The 25,845-nt window shown below is 51.5% G+C and carries 22 protein-coding genes and 1 pseudogene; 11 read left to right on the plus strand and 12 right to left on the minus strand.

Features of this window, described 5'->3' with window-relative positions; genetic code table 11:
- Nucleotides 1-12: 12 nt before the first annotated feature.
- Nucleotides 13-1,422 carry a S8 family peptidase gene (locus EDM56_RS19060; RefSeq protein WP_122919504.1) on the minus strand — a complete coding sequence of 470 codons (1,410 nt, stop codon included), beginning with the start codon at nucleotides 1,420-1,422 and terminating at the stop codon, nucleotides 13-15.
- A 245-nt stretch (nucleotides 1,423-1,667) separates the two neighbouring features.
- On the opposite strand from EDM56_RS19060, the gene EDM56_RS19065 reads away from it, so the two are divergent.
- Nucleotides 1,668-3,740 (plus strand): hypothetical protein, encoded by a 2,073-nt coding sequence (locus EDM56_RS19065; protein WP_122919668.1) that lies wholly within the window; start codon nucleotides 1,668-1,670, stop codon nucleotides 3,738-3,740.
- 31 nt (nucleotides 3,741-3,771) lie between these two features.
- Complete coding sequence (locus tag EDM56_RS19070; RefSeq protein ID WP_122919505.1) at nucleotides 3,772-5,775, plus strand: c-type cytochrome; 2,004 nt, start codon at nucleotides 3,772-3,774, stop codon at nucleotides 5,773-5,775.
- A gap of 104 nt (nucleotides 5,776-5,879) precedes the next feature.
- Here EDM56_RS19070 and EDM56_RS19075 read toward each other — a convergent pair whose 3' ends face one another.
- The 3 genes from EDM56_RS19075 to EDM56_RS19085 all read right to left on the minus strand — a co-directional run bounded on the left by EDM56_RS19075 (nucleotide 5,880) and on the right by EDM56_RS19085 (nucleotide 9,137).
- A complete protein-coding gene (locus EDM56_RS19075) occupies nucleotides 5,880-6,995 on the minus strand; it encodes an ABC transporter ATP-binding protein (RefSeq protein WP_122919506.1) in 1,116 nt (371 codons plus the stop codon).
- A 219-nt stretch (nucleotides 6,996-7,214) separates the two neighbouring features.
- Nucleotides 7,215-8,243: a PucR family transcriptional regulator gene (locus tag EDM56_RS19080; RefSeq protein WP_122919507.1), complete on the minus strand. Its 1,029-nt coding sequence runs from the start codon at nucleotides 8,241-8,243 to the stop codon at nucleotides 7,215-7,217.
- Nucleotides 8,244-8,315: 72 nt separating this feature from the next.
- Nucleotides 8,316-9,137, minus strand: a complete 822-nt coding sequence (locus tag EDM56_RS19085) for a metallophosphoesterase (protein ID WP_122919508.1) — start codon at nucleotides 9,135-9,137, stop codon at nucleotides 8,316-8,318.
- A gap of 404 nt (nucleotides 9,138-9,541) precedes the next feature.
- Here EDM56_RS19085 and acsA (EDM56_RS19090) point away from each other — a divergent pair, with 404 nt between their 5' ends.
- Both acsA (EDM56_RS19090) and acsA (EDM56_RS19095) read left to right on the plus strand, forming a co-directional pair.
- A complete protein-coding gene (gene acsA, locus EDM56_RS19090) occupies nucleotides 9,542-11,179 on the plus strand; it encodes an acetate--CoA ligase (protein ID WP_122919509.1) in 1,638 nt (545 codons plus the stop codon).
- Between the two features lie 197 nt (nucleotides 11,180-11,376).
- Entirely contained in the window at nucleotides 11,377-13,092 is a 1,716-nt protein-coding gene (acsA, locus tag EDM56_RS19095) for an acetate--CoA ligase (RefSeq protein WP_122919510.1), read from the plus strand.
- 84 nt (nucleotides 13,093-13,176) lie between these two features.
- On the opposite strand, the gene EDM56_RS19100 is transcribed toward acsA (EDM56_RS19095), so the two are convergent.
- Both EDM56_RS19100 and EDM56_RS19105 read right to left on the minus strand, forming a co-directional pair.
- Entirely contained in the window at nucleotides 13,177-14,193 is a 1,017-nt protein-coding gene (locus tag EDM56_RS19100; RefSeq protein ID WP_246009447.1) for an EAL domain-containing protein, read from the minus strand.
- 43 nt (nucleotides 14,194-14,236) lie between these two features.
- A complete protein-coding gene (locus EDM56_RS19105) occupies nucleotides 14,237-15,130 on the minus strand; it encodes a MerR family transcriptional regulator (protein WP_122919511.1) in 894 nt (297 codons plus the stop codon).
- Nucleotides 15,131-15,399: 269 nt separating this feature from the next.
- Here EDM56_RS19105 and EDM56_RS31910 point away from each other — a divergent pair.
- Both EDM56_RS31910 and EDM56_RS31915 read left to right on the plus strand, forming a co-directional pair.
- Nucleotides 15,400-15,879, plus strand: a pseudogene (locus tag EDM56_RS31910) (protoglobin domain-containing protein); the annotation flags it as partial.
- A gap of 246 nt (nucleotides 15,880-16,125) precedes the next feature.
- Nucleotides 16,126-16,644: a methyl-accepting chemotaxis protein gene (locus EDM56_RS31915; RefSeq protein WP_281274969.1), complete on the plus strand. Its 519-nt coding sequence runs from the start codon at nucleotides 16,126-16,128 to the stop codon at nucleotides 16,642-16,644.
- Between the two features lie 75 nt (nucleotides 16,645-16,719).
- On the opposite strand, the gene EDM56_RS19115 is transcribed toward EDM56_RS31915, so the two are convergent.
- From EDM56_RS19115 to EDM56_RS19125, 3 genes are read right to left on the minus strand one after another with little or no spacing between them, the layout of a single operon-like run.
- Nucleotides 16,720-17,718: a sigma-54 interaction domain-containing protein gene (locus tag EDM56_RS19115; protein ID WP_122919513.1), complete on the minus strand. Its 999-nt coding sequence runs from the start codon at nucleotides 17,716-17,718 to the stop codon at nucleotides 16,720-16,722.
- Nucleotides 17,719-17,752: 34 nt separating this feature from the next.
- On the minus strand, nucleotides 17,753-18,094 hold the full coding sequence (locus tag EDM56_RS19120) for a DMT family transporter (protein ID WP_122919514.1): 342 nt from the start codon (nucleotides 18,092-18,094) through the stop codon (nucleotides 17,753-17,755).
- A complete protein-coding gene (locus EDM56_RS19125; RefSeq protein WP_122919515.1) occupies nucleotides 18,091-18,654 on the minus strand; it encodes a TetR/AcrR family transcriptional regulator in 564 nt (187 codons plus the stop codon). Before EDM56_RS19125 ends, EDM56_RS19120 begins: the two co-directional genes overlap by 4 nt.
- Nucleotides 18,655-18,886: 232 nt before the next feature.
- On the opposite strand from EDM56_RS19125, the gene EDM56_RS19130 reads away from it, so the two are divergent.
- Entirely contained in the window at nucleotides 18,887-20,011 is a 1,125-nt protein-coding gene (locus EDM56_RS19130; protein WP_183192523.1) for an aromatic ring-hydroxylating oxygenase subunit alpha, read from the plus strand.
- Between the two features lie 25 nt (nucleotides 20,012-20,036).
- Nucleotides 20,037-21,374: an APC family permease gene (locus EDM56_RS19135; RefSeq protein ID WP_122919517.1), complete on the plus strand. Its 1,338-nt coding sequence runs from the start codon at nucleotides 20,037-20,039 to the stop codon at nucleotides 21,372-21,374.
- 6 nt (nucleotides 21,375-21,380) lie between these two features.
- Here the strand turns inward: EDM56_RS19135 and EDM56_RS19140 are convergent, their stop codons facing one another.
- On the minus strand, nucleotides 21,381-22,025 hold the full coding sequence (locus EDM56_RS19140) for a response regulator (RefSeq protein ID WP_122919518.1): 645 nt from the start codon (nucleotides 22,023-22,025) through the stop codon (nucleotides 21,381-21,383).
- The gene (locus tag EDM56_RS19145) at nucleotides 22,022-22,834 is read right to left on the minus strand and encodes a sensor histidine kinase (RefSeq protein WP_122919519.1); all 813 of its coding nucleotides are present in this window, start codon (nucleotides 22,832-22,834) and stop codon (nucleotides 22,022-22,024) included. Before EDM56_RS19145 ends, EDM56_RS19140 begins: the two co-directional genes overlap by 4 nt.
- A gap of 137 nt (nucleotides 22,835-22,971) precedes the next feature.
- Between EDM56_RS19145 and EDM56_RS19150 the strand changes: the two genes are divergently transcribed.
- Genes EDM56_RS19150 through dpsA form a run of 3 tightly spaced genes read left to right on the plus strand, consistent with a single transcriptional unit; the run spans nucleotide 22,972 to nucleotide 24,869 of the window.
- Nucleotides 22,972-23,178 carry a hypothetical protein gene (locus EDM56_RS19150; protein ID WP_122919520.1) on the plus strand — a complete coding sequence of 69 codons (207 nt, stop codon included), beginning with the start codon at nucleotides 22,972-22,974 and terminating at the stop codon, nucleotides 23,176-23,178.
- A 38-nt stretch (nucleotides 23,179-23,216) separates the two neighbouring features.
- Nucleotides 23,217-24,284 carry a spore photoproduct lyase gene (gene splB / locus EDM56_RS19155; RefSeq protein ID WP_122919521.1) on the plus strand — a complete coding sequence of 356 codons (1,068 nt, stop codon included), beginning with the start codon at nucleotides 23,217-23,219 and terminating at the stop codon, nucleotides 24,282-24,284.
- A 45-nt stretch (nucleotides 24,285-24,329) separates the two neighbouring features.
- Nucleotides 24,330-24,869 (plus strand): DNA starvation/stationary phase protection protein DpsA, encoded by a 540-nt coding sequence (dpsA, locus tag EDM56_RS19160; RefSeq protein WP_122919522.1) that lies wholly within the window; start codon nucleotides 24,330-24,332, stop codon nucleotides 24,867-24,869.
- Here the strand turns inward: dpsA and cysK are convergent.
- Complete coding sequence (gene cysK / locus EDM56_RS19165) at nucleotides 24,862-25,782, minus strand: cysteine synthase A (protein ID WP_122919523.1); 921 nt, start codon at nucleotides 25,780-25,782, stop codon at nucleotides 24,862-24,864. The two genes, dpsA and cysK, sit on opposite strands and share 8 nt — an antisense overlap.
- Between the last annotated feature and the right edge of the window lie 63 nt (nucleotides 25,783-25,845).

Raw genomic sequence — 25,845 nt, forward strand, 5'->3', positions numbered from 1 at the left:
AACAATCGCAAGTTAAAAGCCGAACTGCAGCTTCGTTAAAAATTTGTGCCAGAGACCGCCCAACGTATGCTTCGGGGTAACGGCGCCCGTTTGTGCTGGTGCTGTGCCTGCTTCCGCCTTGATTTTGCTCAAAGCGGCGTTCACATTGATAAGGCCGTAGCCGTATGCTTCATCTTTACCGGGAGGGCCCAAATCGACGGCTGTCTTTTGAATCAGCTTGATCACTTCTGAGTTTTTCATATCAGGGTTAACCGAGCGGATGAGGGATGCCATCGCAGTAACGTGCGGACAAGCCATGGACGTGCCGGAGAGGGCTGCATAATCACCGTAAATGTAGGTGCTCGGAATATCCACGCCTGGCGCCGCTACATCGACGTAATTGCCGTAGTTGGAAAAATCCGCTTGCTTCCGGTTGTGATCCACTGCCGCAACCGACATAACCTCCGGGTATGCGGCCGGATAGCTCGGTTGACTGCTGGCATCATTGCCTGAGGCTGCGACCAGCACCACGTTTTTGTCGTACGCATATTTGCATGCTTCCTTCAGAGCGGCAGACGAAGTGTAGTTGCCTACGCTCAGGTTGATGACGTCGGCTCCGTGGTCGGTCGCCCAGTAAATGCCTTGGGCAATGTCGTAGGCAGAGCCGGATCCGTCAGCGCCGATCGCTTTTACCGGCATGATTTTGCTTTTCCACGACATCCCGGCCACCCCGGTGCCATTGTTCGTTTTGGCAGCGATTACTCCGGAGACATGGGTACCATGTCCGTTATCATCCTGTGGCTTGTCGCTATTGTCGATGAAATTATGGCCTTTGACCAGTTTGCCTTTGAATTCCGGATGATCCAGATCGACACCTGTATCAACGACCGCGACAATGACGCTGCTGTCTCCTTCCGTGATGTCCCAGCTTTTTTCCATGCCAATCATTTTCATGTTCCATTGATAAGGCTGATAGAGGGAGTCGTTCGGCTTGCGATTGGGCAAAAGTAAATAGTTCGGCTCCGCATAAATGGAGTCGGGATGTGCGGCAAAATGCTGCATCAACTGGTGGGTGCTCAACGTATTTGACTTGATGATCATCCCTCTACCATAGTCGCGCTTGATTTTGCCATCAACCTGCTTGAGCATTTTTTGGATCACTTCATTCGACGGGCGCGGTGAAAAGCGAACGACAACCTCATGTTCAACATAATGGCTTTTGTCCCGAGTGTTATGGCTGATCGTTTTGATTGATGGATGACTTTCCATCGTGCGCCGGATGTCTCTGACCTGCTCCACATAGTTGATTTTTGGAATGCTGGCGTTCACCGAAGTGATGGAAGGATGAGGCTCGCGCCACTCTTGCCGATGGATCTGGATGGGGATCGCAACCACTGCGACCAAGGCCACAGCGATCGCAATCGTATAGGAGACCGTTTTCAACGCACTCACTCCCTGTATGTTACGAATACATTTATCGTGCGATAGGAAGCGTTGGATTATGACGGTAAAATCTGTGTGATATGCGATTGGTGCCCGTTTTTTTTCAATTGTTATTTACAAGTTCTTCATATCCTCCTATAATGATAAGTGTTCTCATTGAAAATGCTTATCAATATCGACTGGATATATTCAACAAATAGTAGGGGGAAATTCACGTGTTTGCAAATAAATATGTTTTGACAATCATGGCGACGCTGACAGCAACGTCGATGCTAGCTGGTTGTACGACGAAATCGACCGCAGCCCCAGATACAGCTCCAGCAGCCAACGCGACAGCAGCAGCCGGGAAGGTGAAGGTCGAGAAGAAAAATTATCAGTTCGACACGGCAGCTAACATGTTTGCCTATGCCGAATTCGAATTATCCGGGGAGCCGCTCGCAGAATCGCTCGGTCTTGATCTCGATTTGCTGGACCCGGGAAAAGTTGATTCGCCTACTAAATTTGACTATGCCGCAGGAATTGAATCCTATGAATATTCCGAGGAAGCCATGTATGAGGTTCTGGAGAAATCCGGCATGGGTATCCACCTTGTAAATGGCCCGATCAACAAAAAGCGGGCTAACAGCGGCGATCCACGCGTTGCGCTTGCTCAACGCTACATGGAGCTGGCTGAGGTGACGGGCAACAAACCGGAAGACATTTTCCAAAACATGTTCCCGACCGCGATCGAATACGCCAGCGGCGATCCGCACTATATTAAGCAGGTTGATATCAGCAAATTTGCCGACGGCGAGAACGGACGCTATATTCCGAAATACCAAGTTGATTTCAACAGCTTGCGCTGGGATCGCAGCAAAATGAACAAAACACTGACGCCGGCAGCGCTTGGCGGAACGTATTTGAAGCAGTCGCTTTGGCTGGGTGACTTCATGGGCGGCGTACATACCGTTGATAAAGACGAAGAGCAGGAGGGCACATCGCCTGACCAGGACAAAGATCCGAACATCCGCTTGGGTGTAAGCTCCAAAGATGGCTTGCAAGGCGTTTTCTTGACAGAGGGAGTTTGGAACAAGCTGGCTTTCATGAATGACAAGCTGTTCCTCTCTTCAAAAGATGGCAAATTGGGTGCAAAACCAACCGCAGCTTACAATCCGGCAAACGGCCTGGTTTACATGCCACATGAAGTGACGGTGGAAGAAAACGGCGCCGCCGCATTCCCAGATGTGAAAGATTTGAAAATCACGGACAAGCGCAGTCTGCTGCGTGATCAATGGATGATGATGTGGGCGACTTCCGAGTTCTATGGCACGACGGACCAACGACCAGCCAACCCGAACAAAAACCCGGCATTCTTGGCCTTGTTCGATGGAAAACCGTTCCCATCGGCACCGAAAGAAAACCTGGATGCAGACCCGAAAAACGATGTGGAATCGGATGATCCTTACACGTTGAACCGCAACCTGCTGATGACGTTGTTTGCCAATATGGAAGCGATGCACTGGAACAAAGCCGAGAAAACGCTCGTGCAAGAAAACGCCGGCGACCTAAACGGCCAGGGCACACATGTCGATACGTTTGATACTGGCTACGCGATGGAATCATTGCGCCTGTTCGTTCGTGCCGTAGATGGCTTGCCACTCGGCTATGCAAGCGGTGAGGCTGCAAAAGGATTGGAAACAGCAGAAGGCAAACGCGCGAAAGAAATGATTGGGGCGCAGGCTGACTTTATCGTAAACAAACTGTTGGACAGCAAAGACGGCCTTGTTGCGAATGGATACACCATTGGCAAAGGCGTCGACACAGGTGCGAAAACATTGCAAGCGCAGCTGGGCGCGATTCGTGGTTTGACCGCAGCGTTCTTGGCAACCGACGATGCGAAATATCGCGATGCCGCACGCGAGCTGTTTGATAAAACCGAAAAAGCGTTTTGGGATGAGCAAGCGACGGCATACCGGACGGCAATCGGGCAAGACAACAATTATGAGTATGATCCGTACCTCGCAGGAGCGATCTCGGCTGTTCAGCGTCTGGGTATGCTGAACCTGGTCAATACCGATTCGGACAAAGTGAAATACGATTCGCTCGAATTGAGCCATCTTACCGATCTGTATACGCGTTATTTCCGCAATGTGATCAATGGACCGACGCTTGAGGAAGGGATGCAAACGAGCGAATTCTGGGATACAGGCGACTACTATCTGGACAAAGGAAAAAACAACGGCAATACGGATAACGATACCGTGCCGCAAATCCAGGTAGCGCATGGACAATACGGCGTAGCGCCGGTTCTCGTACCTGTAACCATAACAAAGCAATAAGGCAACGTGTAAAGCAGGGGAGAGGAATTCCATGAAAAAACCATATCGCCATGGAAAGAAACTGGCAGGGCTGGCAATCGGGCTGATTGTTGCAGCCCTCTCTGCTTGTGGATACGAATCCGCAATCGGAGCCAAGTCAGTGGTGAGGACGAATGCGGTGGAGAGCCGCTCGATCGTCATGAAGCAGGATGGAAGCGCGCTGATCACGGCCAACATTGATGTTCCGACCATCAGCATCGTCGATCCGAAGACGAAAAAAGTAACGTCAGAGATTCCCGTCGGCAGCGAACCGCGCAATGTAGCGCTGTCGCCGGATGAGAAAACCGCTTACGTTACGGCCCTGAGAGAAAACGAAGTGTATGTTGTCGATCTGGAAAAGCAGAAAACGGTCGGCAAAATCAGTGTCAAAGAGGAGCCGTTCGCGGTTCTATCAAGCCAAGACGGAAGCAAGCTGTTTGTGACAGCGTACCGCAGCAATGCCGTAGATGTGATCGACCCCGCCAGCTACAAATTGATCAAACAGATTAAGGTTGAGAATGAGCCACGCGGCCTCGCGCTAACCGCAGATGGAAAAGAGCTGTTTGTCAGCCATTTTGTCCATGGGGAAGTATCCGTCATCGACACGGATTCGCTTGCGGTCAAAAAGGTGATCCCATTGACGGAAACACCGGCACCAGCGTCACATGACGGCAAGGTCAGCCAAGGGCTGCCAGGCATGGTGGAAAATATGACGATCTCGCCGGATGGCAAACAGCTGTGGCTGCCGCACATCTTAACAAACGTCAACGTGCCGATTCAGTTTGAGTCCACGATCTTCCCGGTTGTCTCGATTATCGACATTCCGAAGCTGGAAGAACTGAAAAACGAACGGAAGCACTTGTTCAAACAGATGAACATTGTGAACGTGAAAAACCAGCCTGAAGTATTTTCCAATCCATCCGATATTGGGTTCCTGCCAGATGGCAGCAAAGCATTCGTTTTGATGGGTGGCAGTGAAGATTTGGTCACGATCGACTTGAAGCGTGGCGGAAAGGCAACCCAGCTGCTTCGCCGCATCCCGGGTGATAACCCGCGGGGCCTGAGCTTGACCCAAGATGGCAAGACATTGTACGTACACAACGCGATGAGCCATGATTTGGCAACGATCGAAACGGGCGGAAGCGATGCGTATAAAAAAGCCAAAGTGGTCGGTAGCAACCTGAAGCTTATCGCAAAAGATCCGTTGCCACCGGATGTGCGAGCAGGGAAGGTGATGTTTTACTCCGCCAACAGCGACAAATTCGCCACCGATATAACGGGGAAAAACTGGATGAGCTGCGCCTCCTGTCACTTTGACGGTGAAATCAACGGCATCACGATGAAAACGCCAAAAGGACCTCGCAATACGCCGAGCAACGTGCTGACAACCAAGACGGGCTTGTTCACGTGGGACGGCAGTCGCGACGAGTTCGAGGATTATTTACTCACGGTGCAAAATGAGATGGGCGGGATGCTTGCATACGATCCGGCAAAGCCATTGCCTGCTGACGTGAAGAAAATGTACGCACAAATTTTTACCTATCTGGATCAGCCAGACTCATATCCGGTACCGAAAAGCCCGTACCGGAATCCAGAAGGTAGCCTGACAGCGTCTGCACAGCTGGGGCAGGAACTGTTCCAAGGTAAGGCGGGATGCATCACATGCCATGCCGGCGTCAACTTTACGGATAGCGACCAGGCGGTCAATGCCCAAGGTAAGCTGACGACGGACAACATGACCAAGCTGCATGATGTCGGAACCGCGACAGCCATCGACATCGGCTCTCCGGATGGAGACCCGCGCGGCGCCCATAAAAATGGTCGTCCGGCCAATTTGTATGATACGCCGACATTGCGCGGCGTCTGGGCAACAGCGCCTTACCTGCATGACGGCAGCGCCAAAACGATCCGCGATGTTTTGGTCGCCCGCAATGCGCAAAACAAGCATGGCAATGTCAAAGGCTTGACTGACAAAGAAATCGATGCGCTCGCAGATTACGTGCTATCGATTGAATAGATGGGATAAAGGCAGCCTTCAATTAGCGAGAGGCTGCCTTTATTGCAAAAAAAGACGCCTGGATATTGGATCCAGAACGTCTTTTTTGACGTTTACCGTCTTTTTTAGAAGAGCGACTTCTCGGTTTCTTTATCAAATACATGGCACTTAGCCAAATCCATCGCGAGTGACACTTTCATCTTTGGCTTCAATCCTTCGCGGGCATCGACACGGGCAGTCATCTGAACGCCGCCGATATTAGTGAAGTAAACGTACAGCTCGGAGCCAAGGTTCTCTACGACATCCACTTCCGCCTCGAATTTGCTCTTGAACGGGTTCGCCTCGATAAACTGGTTGTCGCTGTACAAATCTTCCGGACGAATGCCGAAGACGACATCTTTGCCGATGTAGCCGAGGCCGCGCAGCGTTTTCGCCTTGTCTTCCGGCAGCTGCAGCTGCAAGCCTGTCGTTGCGAAAAAGACGCTGCCGCCTTCTTCCTTCAACTTGCCCTCCAGGAAATTCATCGAGGGCGAGCCGATGAAGCCCGCAACGAATTTATTCGCTGGGAGGTTGTAGATTTCAGTTGGCGTTCCTACCTGCTGGATGTGGCCGTCCTTCATAACGACGATCCGATCGCCCATGGTCATTGCTTCCGTTTGGTCATGGGTTACATAGATGATGGTCGTTTCCAGACGCTGATGCAGCTTGGAAATCTCCGTGCGCATCTGCACGCGCAGCTTGGCGTCGAGGTTGGATAACGGTTCGTCCATCAGGAATACTTGCGGCTCACGAACAATTGCACGTCCGAGTGCCACGCGTTGTCGTTGACCGCCTGAGAGCGCTTTCGGTTTACGATCGAGCAGGTGGCTAATATCGAGGATGCGCGCAGCTTCTTGGATGCGCTTGTCGATTTCCGCTTTGGAAAACTTGCGCAGCTTCAGCCCGAATGCCATATTTTCATATACGTTCATGTGCGGATAGAGTGCATAGCTTTGGAACACCATCGCGATATCGCGATCTTTCGGAGCCACATCGTTTACACGGCGGTCGCCGATGAGCAGGTCGCCGTCAGAAATTTCCTCAAGCCCCGCGATCATGCGCAGTGTCGTCGATTTACCGCAGCCGGATGGGCCGACGAGCACAAGAAACTCACGGTCATTGATATCCAGGTTGAAATCGTGAACAGCCGTCATATTATTCGTATAGCGTTTGTACACATTGTTTAACGTTACGCGAGCCATCGAACTTCCTCCTCGAATAGTCAGTCATTTCTTATACAGATAAGAATTTATAAAATTCTTATCCAGTATAAGTGCAACCGCGGCACCGCCAAAAGCTTGGCGTAGCCAGGTTTTCTAACTCGTCACGCTTGTTTCAATACTCACATTGTAAACAGGGGACGGACTGAAATCGATTAGGCACGATGCACAAAAATATTCGGTCATTTTGTACAGCGCCGGTTAGGCTTGCTGAAAAAGGACAGCGAGGCGCAAAAGCAAGGCATCGGAGAACAGCCGCGGGTCAAGTCCTGTTTGTTCCTTGATCTTGTCCAACCGATACAACAAAGTATTACGATGCAAAAATAGGCTCCGTGCTGCCTCGCTGATGTTCAGATTGTTTGTAAATAGCGCGTCGAGTGTTTCGCTTTGCTCGCTGCTGAGCGACTGTGGAAAGCGTTCGGAAAATGCGCGCTGAAAGCTGCCTGACAGTGAGACAGGAAGGGATCCGAACCATTTTTCCAGCGAAAATTGCCATGCTCCGGCAACCAGCACGCGCGGACGGAAACGGGCCAAGGCGGAGGCAAGCGCGGTCAACCCCTTCGCATGTTCGGCGAGCTCGTGGACTCGGTTCAGCGGAGAATTCACGATGACCCGCATTTCCTCCAGCGCTTCGACGGCGAACAGCTCGTGAATGCCTGCCGCCCACTCCAGAAGCGCTTGCTCAGTCTCTTGAGCTGATCGATCCAAGTCGATGTCGGGAAAAAGGGAAAACGGCACCAATAGGAACAAATCTCGCTCGCTTACGGGCAAATATAGGCATTGCTGCTGCTTGGGATCACTGAAAAACGATGCGAGTAGCGGGAGAATGCCTGTCCAATCCGCCTGTGGTTCACTTGTTCGCTGGAGCAGAAACAACGCCCGGCGCTCTTTCCAAGCAAGCCGGCTTTCCAGCTTGGGGGGCAAAGGGAGCGGTTCCTCTTGACTGGCAATGAGCCAATTCGTTAACTGGAGTGCAAGCGATGGTTCTTCGAGCGGCGCACTTACGAGCAAAGAAAGTAGCGCACGTGCGGAAGCAGACCATTCTGCTGTGTATATGCCAACATAAATGACCTGATCCCGTTCGACCTGCCAGCGAAGCACCTCGCCGCCCTTCTCTTCAAACTGCTGGCGAACGGCTGGCCAGCTGGTCTGCGCGACCTGCTCCACGTCGATCCGGCTGCCTGTCGCAGTACGTATGCGCGCCGTTTCTTCTCTCCAAATGTCGTACATCGCGATTCACCTTTTCTTAAATAGACTCTTCGTACCAGTATAGCGCACTTGGCAAAAAGAGGGGAAACGAGACTAGGCTAAGTTATGAATCGTCATCTCAGGACGCGAGCGCAGGCGAATGTTCAGCCCTGTTTGACCCAGCCCTTCACTGATATAGAAAGGTCGGTCATCGTGGTAGTGCAGCCCTTGTACGATATTCATGCGCGGCAGCTTGCCCATTTTGACAAGATGGAACGGTTTTGGCCAATGGATTTGTCCGCCGTGAAAATGGCCGGCAAGCAAGTAATCGTAGTGGTACTCTTTCATGCAGAGCACAACGTTCGGGTCATGTGTCAGCACGAGGCGAATTCCGTCGTCGGTAACGGTTGCGAATGTTTGGGCAAGATCGCTTCGGCGCGTAGCGTAGTCGTCAATACCGATGATGTGCAGCTTACCGAGCGCAGAATCCACCGTATGCGTTTCATTGCAAAGCACGCGGCAGCCGATCTGTTCCAGCTCCGCCCGCAGGTATGCCAGCTTGTCGGCTGACAGCACATAATCGTGGTTGCCGAAAACGACGTAGATGCCGAGTTTCGGTGCAAGCTTCCACAGCGTCTCGATATAACGCACGGCATGCGGGATGCTGCGCTTGCGATCGAGCAGGTCGCCAGTGATCGCGATGAGATCGAATGCTTCGCCTTGATTGGTCTTCACGATTTGTTCCGCTGTGATCGACAAGTTTTCCATATGCAAATCGGACAGATGGAGAATGCGCAATGCGCCATTGTCCGGCTTATTATTTGGTTCGTTCGTGTTTACTTTCACTTCAATTTCATTGGTCGTAAGCAAGAAGGTGTTCCGGTGCGCTTTGACGAAAGTAATGATGACAATGATTGCAAGGAAGTACCAAAGCATAGCCTGATCACCTCTCCTTTTTTGTTTACTCCAGTTGAATACCATCAATATTATACTAAGCCAGTGTCGCAAAGGCATTAGGAGTTACTGGGAGGAATTACGATTCGCTTGACCGAATAAAGTTGCATTAGGCTTTTTCTTACAGTTAAGAATTTATAAAAATTCTTATCCAGTATAAGTGCAACCGCATCTCCGCCAAAAAGCATGGCGCAGCCAGGTTTTCTAATCGTATAAGAATTTATAAGTGCTCGCGCTTATAAATTCTGGAGCGGAAGACGGAGTGCCTCAGCGTCGCTTCGAGCATAGGCGTCGGTAAAAACTTCCATAGATCGAAGGACCTGCATCTCGAAAGGGCTTCTGAAAGAAGTTTTTCTTATTACGAGCAAAGTTTCGGGGGTGGCCTGATGAATTTTGTCGAAGCGGAAAAGGTTTTTCCATGGGTAAAGGAAGGAAAAGGCAACATCGTTTATGAAGCGATCGATCGGCACGTAGAGAGCGGGGCTGGCGATACTGTTGCGCTCTACTATTCGGATGGCGAACGGGAGGAGTCTCTCACATTTGCCGAGATTCAGAGCAAATCCAGTCAATTCGCCCGCGGGCTATTGCAATTGGGAATTCAGCAAGGAGATCGGGTTTTCTTGTTTATGCCGCGAAGCCCGGATCTGTACATCGCGCTGATCGGCATTATCCGCATGGGGGCGATTGCCGGTCCGCTGTTTGAGGCGTTCATGGAGTCTGCCGTTCGCGATCGGCTACAGGATAGCGGCGCACGGGCAATCGTGACGACCCCTTCGCTGTTGACGCGCATTCCGCAAAGCGACCTCCCAGAGCTTGCGCACGTGATCGTGGCAGGGGCCAAAGAAGAGCTGGCTGCACCGCTGCATGCCTTCGAGCAGGTGATGAAGCAGCCGGATGATCCGTTCATCCAAGAGGTGAGCGGCGAGGATGGACTCTATCTGCATTACACGTCAGGCTCGACAGGCAAGCCAAAAGGTGTGCTTCACGCCCATGCGGGTCTTTTGCATCAATATGTATCCGGTGCGGTCGTATACGATTTCCGCCCGGGGGACAAATATTGGTGCACGGCAGATCCAGGTTGGATTACGGGCACATCGGCCGGGATTTTTGCTCCTTGGCTCCATGGCGTTTCCATCGTTGTGAGGGGCGGTCGGTTTCGGTCGGAGGATTGGTATGCGACGATTGAAAAATACGGTGTGACAGTCTGGTTCAGCGCGCCAACCGCATTCCGCATGCTGATGGCGGCAGGCGATGACGTGCCGAAGCAGTTTGATTTTTCGAAATTAAGACACGTTTTATCGGCTGGCGAGCCGCTGAATCCAGAAGTCATTCGCTGGGGTGAGCAAGTGCTGCAAAGACGCATCCACGACAACTGGTGGATGACAGAGACCGGCTCTACGATTTGTGCCAACCGTCCCGACATTCCGGTCCGACTCGGCTCGATGGGCAAACCGCTTCCGGGCATTCATCTCGCCATCGTCGACAGCAAAGGCAATGAGCTTCCGCCTAACACGATGGGCGATTTGGCCATTTTACCTCCATGGCCAGCGATGATGCGCGCTATTTGGGGGAATGAGGAGAAGTATCAATCGTATTTTCGCAACGGTTGGTATATTTCCGGCGATTCGGCGTACCGCGATGAAGACGGGTATTTTTGGTTTCAAGGCCGGATCGACGATGTGATCAACACATCGGGAGAGCGGATTGGGCCATTCGAGGTGGAAAGCAAGCTGGTAGAGCACCCTGCTGTCGCGGAAGCGGGTGTGATCGGCATTCCGGACCCGATGCGCGGCGAGATCATTAAGGCGTTCGTGACGCTGCGCCAAGGATATTCGCCTAGCGAAGAGCTGGCAGTGCAGATCAAGCAGTTCGTCAAAGAAAAGCTGGCAGCGCACGCAGCACCGCGCGAGATCGAATTCCGTTCCGGCTTGCCGAAGACGAGAAGCGGCAAAATTATGCGGCGCGTCTTGAAAGCGTGGGAGCTGGGCTTGCCGACCGGAGATTTATCGACATTGGAGGAATAAAGTCCGCACAAAGGCGTAAAAACTAGCGCGAATCTCTATTTATTTGCATGTGCTTATCGAGCTGGTTTAACGACCAGCTCGTCTTACATGTACAAATTCCGGCATGAAATGCCAAATAAGAGGATTTTTATAATTGTGAGAGAATATGAAATTGGTTACAATATTCATAAAAGAATTTCCAAGGGGTGTGAGAAGGTATGAAAGTAGAAAAAATCCCAGCAACCGAAGGAACATTCAACCTGCAAGATTATGAGCAAGCGTATGCAAATTTTGACTGGGCAGATGTAGAGAAGGCGTTCAGTTGGTATGAGACAGGCAAGGTCAACATGGCGTATGAAGCCATCGACCGCCATCTGTCGACTCCACGTAAAGATAAAGTAGCGCTGAAATACAGCGATGCAACGCGCGACGAATCCTACACGTTTGCTGATCTCAGCCGCTTGTCCAACAAATTCGGGAATGTACTGAAAAGCTTGGACATCAACAAAGGCGATCGAGTTTTCGTATTCATGCCTCGTTCTCCTGAATTGTATGTAAGCGTTTTAGGTACGCTCAAAGTGGGCGCGATCGTCGGCCCGCTGTTTGAAGCGTTCATGGAAGGCGCTGTCCGCGACCGTCTGGAAGACAGTGAAGCGGTAGCGATTGTTACAACCCCTGCACTTCTTCCGCGTGTGCCGGTTGCAGAGCTTCCTGCTTTGAAGCATGTGATTTTGGTCGGTGCCGAGGGCGAGCTGGAAAACGGGCAAGTTGACTTTCAAAAAGCGATGGATGCTGCATCGGATGAATTGGAAATCACGTGGGTGGACCGCGAAGATGGCATGATTCTTCATTACACATCCGGTTCCACTGGCAAGCCAAAAGGCGTGCTGCACGTTCACAATGCTATGGTTCAACATTACCAAACCGGGAAATGGGTTCTCGATTTGCAAGAAGACGACATCTACTGGTGCACAGCTGACCCAGGCTGGGTAACAGGCACGTCCTACGGCATTTTCGCACCTTGGCTGAATGGTGCGACAAGCGTAATTCGCGGTGGCCGCTTCAAGCCGGAAGACTGGTACAAAACGCTGCAAGACAACAAAGTAACCGTCTGGTACAGCGCGCCAACATCGTTCCGCATGCTGATGGGTGCTGGCGATGAGTTCGTCAAGCAGTTTGACCTCTCGTCCTTGCGCCATGTGCTGAGCGTGGGTGAGCCGCTTAATCCTGAAGTCGTATACTGGGGCTTGAAAGCGTTCAACCAACGCATTCATGACAACTGGTGGATGACCGAAACCGGCGGACAATTGATCTCCAACTACAAATCAATGGCGATCAAGCCTGGCTCGATGGGCAAACCGTTCCCAGGCATCCATGCGGCGATCATCGATGACCAAGGTAACGAGCTGCCTCCAAACCGCATGGGCAACCTGGCGATTCAAGTCGGCTGGCCGTCCATGATGCGTCAAATCTGGAAAAACCCTGCGAAATACGAAGAGTATTTCCGTTTCAAAGGCTGGTACGTATCCGGCGACTCGGCGTATAAGGATGAAGAAGGCTACTTCTGGTTCCAAGGCCGCGTCGACGACGTTATCAATACAGCTGGCGAGCGCGTAGGTCCATTTGAAGTCGAGAGCAAGCTGGTCGAGCATCCGGCTGTCGCAGAAGCTGGCGTCATCGGTAAACCAGACCCGGTTCGTGGCGAAATCATCAAAGCGTTCATCGCGCTCCGTGCAGGCTATGAGCCGAGTGAAGAGCTGATGGAAGAAATCAGACGCTTCGTCAAAGAAGGCTTGGCAGCACATGCAGCGCCGCGTGAAATCGAATTCCGCGACAAGCTGCCGAAGACCCGTTCCGGTAAAATCATGCGCCGCGTGCTGAAAGCATGGGAGCTGGGCTTGCCGACAGGCGATTTGTCCACCATGGAAGACTAACAACAGAATATACCCCTCGCTGGGCCGAAGATAGGATCGTAAACGACATTCCCTTTGGTGACAGGAGGGGTTTTTCTATGTCAGTCAAATTTGTTTTTCTGTGAGAGGAGTGGTACGACCGATGGGGGAAGGAGCCGGCTTTCCGAATAAAAATCCTTGAAAGAGCTGAAAGCCCAGACGTTTGAGGAAAAGAAAATCACGTTCTTCTTCGATTCCTTCCGCCAAGGGGATCGATCCGATTTCCTGTGCGGCTTCCAGCATCGTAGCTGCCATTTCCTGATGTTGCGGATTGTCAGAGATTCCTCGCACGTATTTCATGTCGAGTTTCATGTAGGTTGGCTGCAATTCTCGCAAAAGCTCAATCGTGCTATAACCTGCACCGACATCATCCAATGCGTATTCGAAGCCGTGCTGCCGATAAAAGCGCAAAATGGTTTTGAGATGTTCCAAGTCGTCGACCTTCTCCGATTCCACCACTTCGAAAACAAAGGTAGCAGGATTTGCCTGCATGCGATGAGCCAACTCCAGCGTGGTCTGCAGACAATGCTCAGGAGAGTAAATGGAAGTAGGCAAAAAATTGATAAACACTTTTTGGTTTCGCAGGACCGGGGAGTGAGCGACAGCGGTCAGTCTGCACAGCTTATCCAATGCAAATAAACGATTTCGCTTCTTGGCAGAGGTGAAGAGCTCACCAGAAGGGATCAGGGATCCGTCCTCCCGGAACGATCGGGACAGCACCTCGTGGGCGAATAGCGTTTGCTCGCCGTCCACGATGGGCTGGAAATAAGGGGTTATTCGCTTTTCGACGATCAGCTGGTCGATCCAGTTTGCTTCTAAAACCGATGAGATCGTATGGAGCTCCTGCCATTCTTGTTTTCCAAGTCGGTAATAAATATATGCCGAATTCATATGCTCCCCACAGAAATCAAGCAAATCAAGAATGAATGCTTCCTCAACGATCACGACGTTTTCCCTATGGTCGTAAGAGCCGTTCTGCCGCTTCATATGCTGAAGCAGCAATGGAATCATCGCTTTGTTGTCTACCCCTTCGAACAACAGTTCAAAGCGGAGGTGATGCGGAAAGCAGCTTGTACATGTCATGGCGGTCCCCCCAATTAAGAGATGGGTGTGCCGTTTCTCCTTGCTAGGCAAACGACAACACCACATCGATGTCTTCGGTGACAATAATCGCGTTAAGTTTTTTGCCAATTGCTGCCCCAAGTGCGCCAGCACCGCCCAAATAAAAGCGGATATGCGGATGCTCAGCAGCGAATCGATCCAAGCGCAAAAGCAGCTGATCATCCTGCTGGAACGGATGGGAGGTCATGGCTGATAAAATGACCTTCTGCGGTTGCAACCGCAGCGTGGCTTGCTCAATCGCACCGCTAGCCGGTGTCGGACATAAAAACATGGTGCGCCATCCTTTTTGCGCCGCCTGAAGGAGGATGATTTGCGTAGGGATTTCATGCTGCTCGAACGGCAGGCACGCCCCCAAGATCAATGGCATTTTCGGATCCGTTAGAATCGTCCTGCGCATTTGGGCGATATAATCACGGACAACTTGGCTTGCGATATGTTCCTGGTATTCAGGCCATACTCCAGACTCCCAGAAAGAACCGATCCTTCGCAAAAAGGGCAGGATGATCATCTGCAAGAAAACGGGCAAAGGAAAATCCATATTGGCTCGTTGAAGCAGCCTCATCAGTTGACCTTCATCGCATTGCGCCCCCGATTCGAGCATCTTTACCACATACTCCTCCGCCAACTCTTCGTTTGCAATGAAAGCTCTCGGTTTCTGGTGGATCGCCTCTGTTTCCCTCACCGTTAAAATTGCCGTTTGCAGTGAGAAGTTTTGTTCAACCATCGATTTGACTTTCAAGATGATGTCGATATCCTGCTGCGTATAAACCCGGTAGCCATTTTCAAGCCGTTCCGGTTTAACCAGATCGTAGCGCTCTTCCCATTTCCGAATGACTTGCGTGGAGAGCTTTGTCTTTTCCGCAACCTGGCGGATCGTAAATTTTCCTGTTGGATTCATCAGTAAGGGGTTCCTCCAAAATGGTATACAAACATTGTTCCTAGCACCCTTAAAAATAATAAATATCCAAGGTAGCACGGCAAAACATTATACGAAAATTTGACAAAGATTATACAAGGTGTTATTTTGAGAATACCAGAACGATCAAACTTTTTCCAGTATCATCTCGAAATAGATTACATAACTGAGCATAACATGGGGGATGAAGCATGAGTACGTTTATATCGCTATTTCGGAAAAATTCGACAGAGGTTGTACAGGAACCTCGGATGGAAAGTGGTGCCGAGCTGAAGCACGCTGACAAGAAGCTTGCGGAGATTCTCACCTTTATGCGAATTGACCAATCCCATCAGAACGCTATGCAAATGGTGAAGCCACAAATGATGGAAGCCGCTGACGAGATTTTCGATTCCATTCTCAATAGTCTCTACCAGATGGATACGCTCAAGAAAATTGCAACCACCCATTCTTCGAGGGAGCGGTTGAAAGGAGTCTTTCTGCATTATATCGATTCCTTGTTTACGGCTTCGTTGGATCAGGATTATATGGAGTTTCGTAAAAGAATCGGGCGTACACACAATCAAGCATCGTTGCCAGTTGAGTGGTTTTTGGCAACGTATCAAACCATCTTTTCTTATGCCATCCCGATGCTGATCAAGCAGTTGGCGAATCAGCCCGACCAATTAGAAAAGGTGCTATTGGCTGTAACGGGATTTTGTAATCTAGATGCTCAAATCGTCATTTCACAATATTTGCATACACGCATACAAAGGATTGAAGAGCTGCATGAAAACCAGTTATCTGTCCAAAACGAACTGATCGGGATCAGCCAACAGATCAAGTCATCCGTTCGGCATACCGAATCGGCATCTGAAGCCACGACAGAAAAAACGCTGAAACTAATCGCAGACACTGAAATGACAATGAAAAGCAGTAAAAATTTACGTAACCTCACGGCATATAGTCTTGATAAAATTAATGTGATGGAACAAAAGATGGTGGCGCTAAAAGACGAGGTAAAGCAATCCGTTGAAAAGGTGAATGAGCTTTCACGGGTAATGGCCCGGGTCATTGATATGTCAAAGGATATCGAGACGATTGCCAACCAAACGAATTTGCTTGCGCTAAACGCTTCCATTGAAGCAGCGCGGGCAGGGGAGCAAGGCAGAGGGTTTTCAGTGGTTGCGACTGAGGTGCGCAAGCTGGCTGAGGAAACAAAGAAAACGAACCATGATATTAAGCTGCTGATCGGGGAAAGCACGGCGACCATGGTTGAAATCGTGAGCAAGCTGTCAACAATGAAGCAGGCTACGCTGGAAACAACCCAAGAGGTGAATGAAGTGAAAACGGGGTTGACAGCAACGAGCATGGAAATGGATAACTACATGGACATGTTTACAGGCAATAAGCATGATCTCGATGTGATTCTTAACGCGATTCAGGAAATCGCTGTAACCATAGGATCGCTTTCAACACTCGCAAGCGAATTGCATGAAAACACGGTCCAGCGATGAAAGACCAGACTCTTTTTGAACGAGAAGAAGCAGCGATTGCTGGCAACATGGCGCAATCGCTGCTTTTTTGAGGAGTTACGCCTCGTCCGCAATCACATCACAATATTTTCGTATTAGACGAGACGCCTTGGATTGGCTGATTTTTAAATATTCAGCCACTTTGCGTGAGCTTTTGAACCGATCGTAGGATTGGCTGATCAGCTGCTTCTCCAGCTCCTCCAATGCGACAGAAAGGGAGGGAAGGGGGGAGGGGAGCTGAGCTGCACTCACGCCGAGACGAATCTCGTCAGGCAGGTCGGCAGCGGTAATCAGGCTGTCGGTCGTGATGATCAGCTTTTCCAGTACGTTTTCCAGCTGGCGGATGTTTCCTGGCCAACGGTATCGCTTCAGCAGATGCAAAGCGTCCGGTGCAACGCGATGGTTGCCTCCCAGCCGCTCGTTGTGCTTTCGCATAAAATGTGCGACTAGCGGCTCGATGTCGTCCATACGCTCGCGCAGAGGTGGCACTTTCAGGTCGATCACATGGAGACGATAATATAAATCTTCGCGAAATTTCTTTTGCTGGACCATCTTTTGCAAATTGCAGTTGGTGGCGGCAATCATCCGAACGTCCACTTTCTTGCTTTCCACTTGCCCCAATGGCAAAAACTCCTGATCCTGTATGACGTGCAAGAGCTTTGCCTGCATATGCAAGGGCATTTCCCCAATCTCATCGAGAAACAGCGTCCCCTGATGCGCGGCCTCAATCAGACCGATTTTTCCTTGCTTCAACGCGCCCGTGAACGCGCCGGGCGAATAACCGAAAAGCTCCGCTTCAAGCAAATTTTCCGGAATGGAGGCGCAATTGATCGTGAGAAACGGCTGCCGGGACCGTCGGCTCATGCCGTGGATCAGACCGGCCAACGCGCTTTTGCCGGTGCCAGTCTCTCCTTGCAGGAGCACGGTCGAATCATACGAGGCGATTTTTTCACAGAGCCGCAAAACTTGTTTCATGGCAGAGCTGTGCATGACCATTCCTGATCTGCCATGCTCGGGACAGGAATCGGAAGTGAGCAGATGTTTTGACAAATCCATGACGGCAATTCACCCCCAGCAATTCGTGCAGCCATTATTGTGACATGGTTTGGGTCGCAGGGCTGTCTGCCAGCTTCAGCAGCACGACTCCTGCGATGATCGTAAGGATACCGATGATGCGAAGCGGGCTGATCGACTCCTGCCATAAAATGATGCCCACGACGACGGTCAAAGCGGTTCCGAGTCCCGACCAGATCGCATAGGCAGTACCGAGCGGCAGGCCGCGAAGCGCTAGTGATAGCAGATAGAACGAGACTGCGTAGCCGATGACGACCACAATGCTAGGCACCAAGCGGGTAAAGCCATCCGACAGCTTCAAGGAAGTCGTCGCGACGATCTCCGTCAAGATCGCCAGCAGCAAAAAGAGATAATTCATGGTCTTCCCTCCGTAGACAGGCGAAGCAGCGTTTGTTCTACGCGTTCGCGCAGCTCATTTTTTTCCAGTGGAGCGAGCCCGAACATTTCGGCGAACCACAACCCATCCGCAGCAAGCCGGCAAATGGTGGCGATGGCAGGGTCGATGCCGTCATTTTCCATTCGGGACTGCCAATCTTGATAATAATCGCGCACAGGCTGAAGCAAAACAGGATTGTTGACGAGTGCCGCAAGTAAGCCGGCGCTGATTTTCAATTCTTGTTCTTCACTGCGAAACGTCGCTCGGACATACGAGCGTGACCATTGCCCCGGTGAATCTCCTTCCGCCGGAACGCCGGCCTCCATCTCACAATGATAGCGATCGAATAAATGATCGATCATTCCTTTGATCAATGCTTCTTTAGACGGGAAGTGGTACAACAGACCACCTTTACTGACAGATGCATACGCAGCGACAGCATCCAGCGTCAAACGGCCGATCCCTTCCGTCTGCACCAGAAGGTATGCCGCTTCGAGAATGGCCTGTCGTGTAGGAACCGTTGATTTAGGGGATGCTTTCATGAGCCCTCAGTCCTTCATTTTCCAAATTGTTCGTAAATGAAGTATACCGTCTGGACAGTACAGTTGTCAATTTGCTGGCCGTGAGTCTGCTGTAACTCGGCTGAGTCTAACGTGACTCGAAGTGGGGCTACTAAAAATCCAATTAATGAAAAAAGTAGTGCATGAATCTTTGGCATTGTTTTTGCAAATTGCTTCTCGCAAGCAGTGAAACTAAGACGAGGAGATGAGGAGTATGGCAAGCCAGAACACAAAATGGGCTCATCGCTACCAGGAGGATGTCGAGCGTTCGTATACGCTACCCAATACGTATTACACAAACCCAGAAGTATTGGCGGAGGAACGAGAGGCGATTTTTTTCAAAAACTGGATCTGTGTCGGGCATCAGGAAAAAGTAGCGAAGCCGGGTGATTATTTTACGACTTTGATTTTGGATCAGAACATTCTGATAGCAAAAGGGAAAGATGATGTCATCCGCGCGTTTTATAACGTGTGCCCGCATCGCGGTCATGAGCTCGCGAGCGGAGAGGGGAACAAGGCGATTTTTTCCTGTCCGTACCATGCATGGACGTTCCAGCTCGACGGCAAGTTCAACAATGGCCGCGCTGTTCGCCAAATGAAAGATTTCAATGAGCAGGAAGCTTGCTTGCGTCCGGTGAAACTAGAAGTATTCTTCAACTTCCTGTTTATCAATCTGGACCCGCAGGCGGTACCGCTGCGCCAAATGATGCCCGGACTCGAAGAAGAGATTCGCGGGCGCGTTCCTGAGCTCGACCGGCTTACGCTTGCGCACCGTACCTCTTACACCATCAAGGCAAACTGGAAAAATGTCGTCGACAATTACTTGGAATGCCACCACTGCGTCATCGCTCACCCACAGCTTGTGGAACTGGTCGACATGTCCAACTACCGTGTTGAGACGTTCGATTACCACATTAAGCAGACTGGCACGGGCAAACAGCGGCTTGGCTGCGAGCTGGCGGTTGGGGAAGGGAAGGATGCGGTGGAGACATATGCGTCGTACTGGCTGTGGCCGACACTCGCTCTCGACATCATGCCGGGTGAACCGGGCTTGATCATGATGTATATGATTCCGGATGGGCCGGAGCAAACGATCGAGCATCTGGAATTTTATTATTTGCAAAAAGAACCGACGGAAGAAGGCTGGGCGAATATAGAATACCAGGATAAAATTTTGACCCCTGAAGATATCGAGCTGGTGGAAAGCGTACAGCGGGGACTCCATTCGCGCGGCTATGTAGATGGACGGTACGTGGTCGATCAACTGCGCAGCTCCATCAGCGAGCATGGCGTTCACCATTTCCACGGCCTGGTGCTAAAAGCACTCGGGGCTTTGTAAACGAGACAGCCGGGGGTGAGAGAATTTGGACAATCAAACGGGATTGCAAAGAAAATTAAAGCTTTGGCACGTATTCGCGTTGGGGCTTTCGCTGATGGTCCCCACCACGGTTTTTGATACGTATGGGATCGCTTCCGGCGCAACCGGGGGACATGTGCCGATTTCCTACCTGTTTAGCATGTGCGCGATCTTGTTCACGGTGTTCAGCTATACGCATATGGTCAAGGTGTTCCCTCGCGCTGGCTCGGCGTACACGTATGCCCAGCAGACATTTAATCCGGGCGTCGGCTTTGTTGTCGGCTGGGCAGCGCTTTGCGATTATTTGTTTTTGCCGATGCTGTATGCATTGGCGGCGGAAATTTACTTGTCCTCGTTTTTTCCGGACGTGCCAGGCTGGCTGTGGATCGTGCTTTCGATTGCATTTTTTACAATCGCCAACATTTTTTCTGTCAAAGTGACGATTTCCTTTAACGCCATTTTCGTGGTCTTTCAAATGATCATTTGCGTCGTGTTCGTCGCTTTGCTGATCCGCGAGCTGGCAGGAAGCTCCACCAGCTTTTCGCTCGCACCGTTCTATTCGGCCAATCTCACGATGAATTCCATCTTGTCCGGTTCGATCATCCTTTGTTACACGCTGATCGGCTTTGACGCGCTCAGCACGCTGTCTGAAGAAGCGATTGAGCCGACAAAGACGATTCCGCGCGCGATGATCATCCAGACGATTTTTCTCGGCTTGCTATATACCACGATCACGTATTTCATGCAGCTGCTTTTCCCGGACGTCTCGGTTTTCAACGAACCGGATGCGGCGTCGTCCGAAATCGCCCAAAAGCTGGGGGGCATGCTGTTCGCCTCTATTTTCATCGCCATCACGGTTACGGGCAACCTCGTGGGGGGAATCGCTGCCCAGCTCAGTACTTCACGTCTCTTGTTTGCGATGGGGCGTGACAATGTGATTCCGAAGCGAATCTTTGGCTATGTGAATCCGCGCACGGGAGTGCCCGTTTGGAATGTGCTTTTGACAGGCATCTTTTCGTTGACGGCCGTCTTTCTTTCCTATGAAACCGCGATTTCGTTCTTCAGTTTTGGGGCATACATCGCGTTTAGCTTCGTGAATCTGTCCGTGATCGTCTATTTCTACCGCCAGCGCAAAATGAATACTTTTAAAGGGATACTGATGTACTTGGTCGGTCCGCTGATCGCACTTTGCTTCCTCGTGCTGCTGTGGGCAAATATGGACATGCATGCGCTGCTGCTAGGCCTAGTTTGGAACGTCGTCGGGATCGGTTACCTCGCATATTTGACCAAGTTTTTCAGTCAAAAACCGCCACAATTTCATTTTGACGAAAATGTAAGCGGTTAATTTCGGCTATTTCAAATGATGGCGTGTCGCATACGCTGCCAGCTGCACGCGGTTGGATAGTCCGAGTTTGTCGAGAATATTTTTCAAATGGTTTTTGACGGTGTTTTCTGCGATAAACAGACGTTCGCTAATCTCGCGGTTCGTATCGCCGAGGCCGACGCGGATGACAATTTCACGCTCGCGTGGTGTCAGCACCCCCGGAGTCGGTTCGTCGGGAACAGGCTCTTTGCGGAAATGGTTCATCAAGCGGGAAGCCATTTCGCGTGACACCTCAGAGTCTTCCTCAAGCAGGGCGTGCAGGTAGCTTACCCAATCGTCTGGCTCTAGATTTTTCAACAAATAGCCTTGTGCGCCATATTGGATGGCGGTAAACAAATCGCCGACATCGTCTGACACACTCAAGATGACTACCTTGATATGGGGGTAGTTTTTCTTGATTTCACGGGTTGCGATGAGGCCGTTCCACTTGGGCATGTTGATGTCGAGCAGGACCAGGTCGGGCTGCAGGTTCCCGCACAGGTGATAGGCTTCCTCGCCGTCGGCCGCCTCGCCGATCAGCTCGAAAGAGTCATCGTCGGCGAGCAGGCTGCGGATGGCAAGGCGTGCCATCGGATGATCGTCGGCGATCACCACGCGGTAGGTTGTCTTCATTTTCGGTTCCCCCCATTTCCATTGGATACAAGCGTCAGACGCGTGCCTCGCTCATGGCGGGTGATGGAGAAGGCGGCACGAATTTCGGCGGCTCGCTCCTGCATCATTTTTAGCCCGTAATGGCCGGGCTGCGGCACGGTATCGACGATTCCGACACCGTCATCATCGATGGTTAGCTGCCAGCTCCCAGGCGTTGGCCCTTCGTCGATCTGCAGCGAGACGTGGTTTGCCTGCGCATGCTTGCGGATGTTGGTAAACGCCTCCTGTATGATGGCAAACAGCTGTATTTCTTCACGCGGCGTAAAAAGCGAATCAGGCATGGTGAAGCTGCTAGAAACACTAAGGCCAGTCAGCGTGCTCCACTGTGCGAGCCAGATTTCCAGTCGGTTGCGCAGGGTGGTTCCTTCCTCCGGCAAAGTCCGCAGGTTGAAAATCGCTTGGCGAACATGATTGTCCAGGGCAGCGACAGCCTCGCGCGCCTCGGCAAGCTGGTTGCGCTTGATGGTGATGTTGAGGTAAAACAGCGTTTGTGCCATGCCGTCGTGCAGCTCGCGAGCAAGCCGCTCCCGCTCCTCATAGACAGCGCGATGCGATCGTTCCGCAACCAGGCGATCGTTCATTTTACGGATTGTTTGGAAAACGACCAGCGAAAACAGAAAGGAAAGCACGAACGTTAAAAGCGTGATGAGCAGGTTGCCGGTTTCCATCGACATATAGGGCATCAAAAGCTCGTGGCGAATGTACTCAAAACCGCCGATCAGCATGGTCGGCAGCAAAATCGTAAATAATTGCAGGATGCGATACGTCACGTGCGATTCCGCCCTTCTGCCCGAAAAATGGGCTTATTCATAGGTTAGTATACCGCATCGGGCAGCTTTCGGAAGAACCTTTCCGCCCTTGATTGCTTACGATATGGTGACAATCGTGTAGAAGGGATGGAGGAGGATTGTGGACAAATTGGGTGACCATTCATGAATCGTTTGGACTTCCGCGCGTGGCACAAGATTGCCGCACTTTTTTGGAAAATAACGGCATTCGTGTCCGCTTGCAGTTGAGCCGCAAGCAAACATCCGTCTATTACTTGCTGCAGGTCCCCAAGGCGCAAGAAGGTGCGGCAAGGGAACTCTTGACACGCTTCCGCAAGAATCTGTGATCGCCCTGACGCCCATACTAGCGGCAGGGGGGATGGCGATGACAACGACGGTGTTGGAGCGACCAAGCGTGCAGGCGATCGATCGCATGTTCGTGCCGGACTATATATTTTTCGAGCCGGATGCGCTCAACTACCCACTGGGAAAAGAACTATATGCCCGATACCAGTCGGAAGGCTTGCCGATCAGCATGACGACCAGCCACAACCAGGTGCGTGGCATTCCTGGCGAGACCGATTTGGAGAAATACCGCAATGCCAAGCGAACATTAGTCGTGGGCGTGCGCAAAACCATGAAATTCGAACAATCGAAGCCATCGGCCGAGTATGCGATTCCGCTTGCGACCGGATGCGCCGCCCATTGCCATTATTGTTATTTAAATACGAATATCGGAAGCAAGCCTTATATACGCGTCTATGTCAACACTGACGAAATTTTTGACCAAGCCCGTACGTACATCGAGGAACGACTGCCGGAAATCACCCGGTTTGAAGCGGCCTGTACATCAGACCCGGTCGGGATCGAACACATCACCGGCAATTTGAAGCGAACGATCGAATTCATGGGTGGTCAAGAGCATGGACGGCTGCGGTTCGTCACCAAGTTTCACCATGTGGATTCGCTTCTGGATGCAAAGCATAACGGACATACCCGTTTTCGGTTCAGCGTGAACGCCGATTATGTGATCAAAAACTTTGAGCCAGGCACATCGACTTTTGACCAACGGATCGAGGCGGCGGGAAAAGTTGCAAGGGCGGGGTATCCGCTCGGATTTATCGTGGCGCCGCTTTATTGGTTTGAAGGATGGGAAAAAGGGTATACGGACTTGCTGGAGAGACTCAAAAACCAGCTGGATACGGCGGGGACGAACGATTTGACGTTTGAATTGATCCAGCATCGGTTCACCAAGATCGCCAAGAAGGTCATCCTCGAGCGGTATCCGAAAACGAAGCTTGCGATGAACGAGGAAGAGCGAAAATACAAATGGGGCAAGTACGGGAAGGGCAAATACGTGTATCCGGATGTACAAGCCAAGGCGCTGCACGCGCATTTGCGCGAAGAGATCGGCCGACTGTTTCCCGAGGCGCGCATCGAATATTTCACTTGAGTCAACACTACTGCAAGAACGCTTCACGCAAAGGATGTGGTCGAAATGAGAACGGTGCACAAGCCGATGCTCTTGCACAAGCTGGGTGAGATCAAGGAAAATCCGGTGCGGATGGAGCCGATGTACGCGAAGCAGGTGAGCGATGCGCTCAATGTGCTGCTCGCCAGCGTGTATACGCTGTTCCATCAAGTGAAAAAGCATCATTGGGTGGTAGAGGGACCCGATTTCCGCGACCTGCATCTGCTGCTCGATGAGCTTGCCGCGCATTTGCTCGTACACGGCGACCAGCTCGCGGAACGGGTAACGGTACTGGCCGCATACCCCATCTCCACACCGCGCAAGCAGCAGGAGATGGCGTTGTTTCCAGTGGAAGAAGAAGGCATGTTTGACTTGCGCACGATGCTGATCAATGACATGCGCGCCTATCAGGAGATTATCGTCCGCTATCGCGATGTCATTCGGCTCGCCATGCAAGTGGGCGATTTCGGCAGCGAACAAATGCTGAAAGAACAGCTGCAGCTACTCGAATTCGATGTCCACCATATCGAGCACGTGTTGGGAGAGGACACGCTTACCCTTAATTGAACAAGCCGCCCATTGAAAGGTACCGCTCGCCGGAGTCTGCGCACACGGCGAGCACTTTTTTGCCCGGACCCATTTTGGCTGCAAGAAGCATCGCGGCATAGACCGATGCACCGGAAGAAGGTCCGACCAAAATCGCTTCCTTGCGGGCAAGCTCGCGCGTCGTTTCCAATGCTTGTTCGTCGGTAATCTGGATGATTTCGTCGTAAATGTTTACATTCAAAATTTCCGGAATGAACCCGGGGCTCGTTCCCACCACTTTGTGCGGGCCAGGCTCGCCGCCGGACAGAACAGGAGAACTCGCAGGCTCGACGACTGCGATGAACAGATCCGGCAAATGCTCGCGGAGCGCTTCGCCTGTACCGGTGATCGTGCCGCCTGTGCCGGCCGTCGCGACAAAACCGTCGAGAGATCCGTCCATCTGCTGCAAAATTTCAAGTGCGGTGGAACGGCGGTGTGCGTCTGGATTGAAGCGATTGCGGAACTGCATCGGCATGAAGCTGTTCGGGATTTGCGCCACCAGCTCTTGCGCTTTGCGGATCGAGCCTGGCATCTTTTGGTCGCCCGGCGTCAACACGACTTCCGCTCCATATGCCTGCAAAATATGAATCCGCTCTTTCGTCATCGTGTCCGGCATGACGATGATGGCTTTGTATCCCTTCACGGCAGCGGTCATCGCCAAACCGATTCCGGTATTTCCGCTGGTCGGCTCGATGATCGTCGCCCCTGGCTTCAATTCCCCCAACGCCTCCGCCTGACGAATCATTTCATAGGCGGCACGGTCTTTCACACTTCCGCTCGGGTTATATTTTTCCAATTTTACATAGACGTCCGCCATCTCTTCGGAAACGACACGCTGAAGCCGAACGACAGGGGTTTGCCCAATCAATTCGCCCATATTTGAAACGATACGCATGTCCAACCACTCCTTCATCGATATGTAGTCGCGTTTGTGTGAAAAGTCATAATCCCATAATAA

It is taken from the genome of Brevibacillus fluminis, from assembly GCF_003710825.1.
Classification (GTDB): domain Bacteria; phylum Bacillota; class Bacilli; order Brevibacillales; family Brevibacillaceae; genus Brevibacillus_D; species Brevibacillus_D fluminis.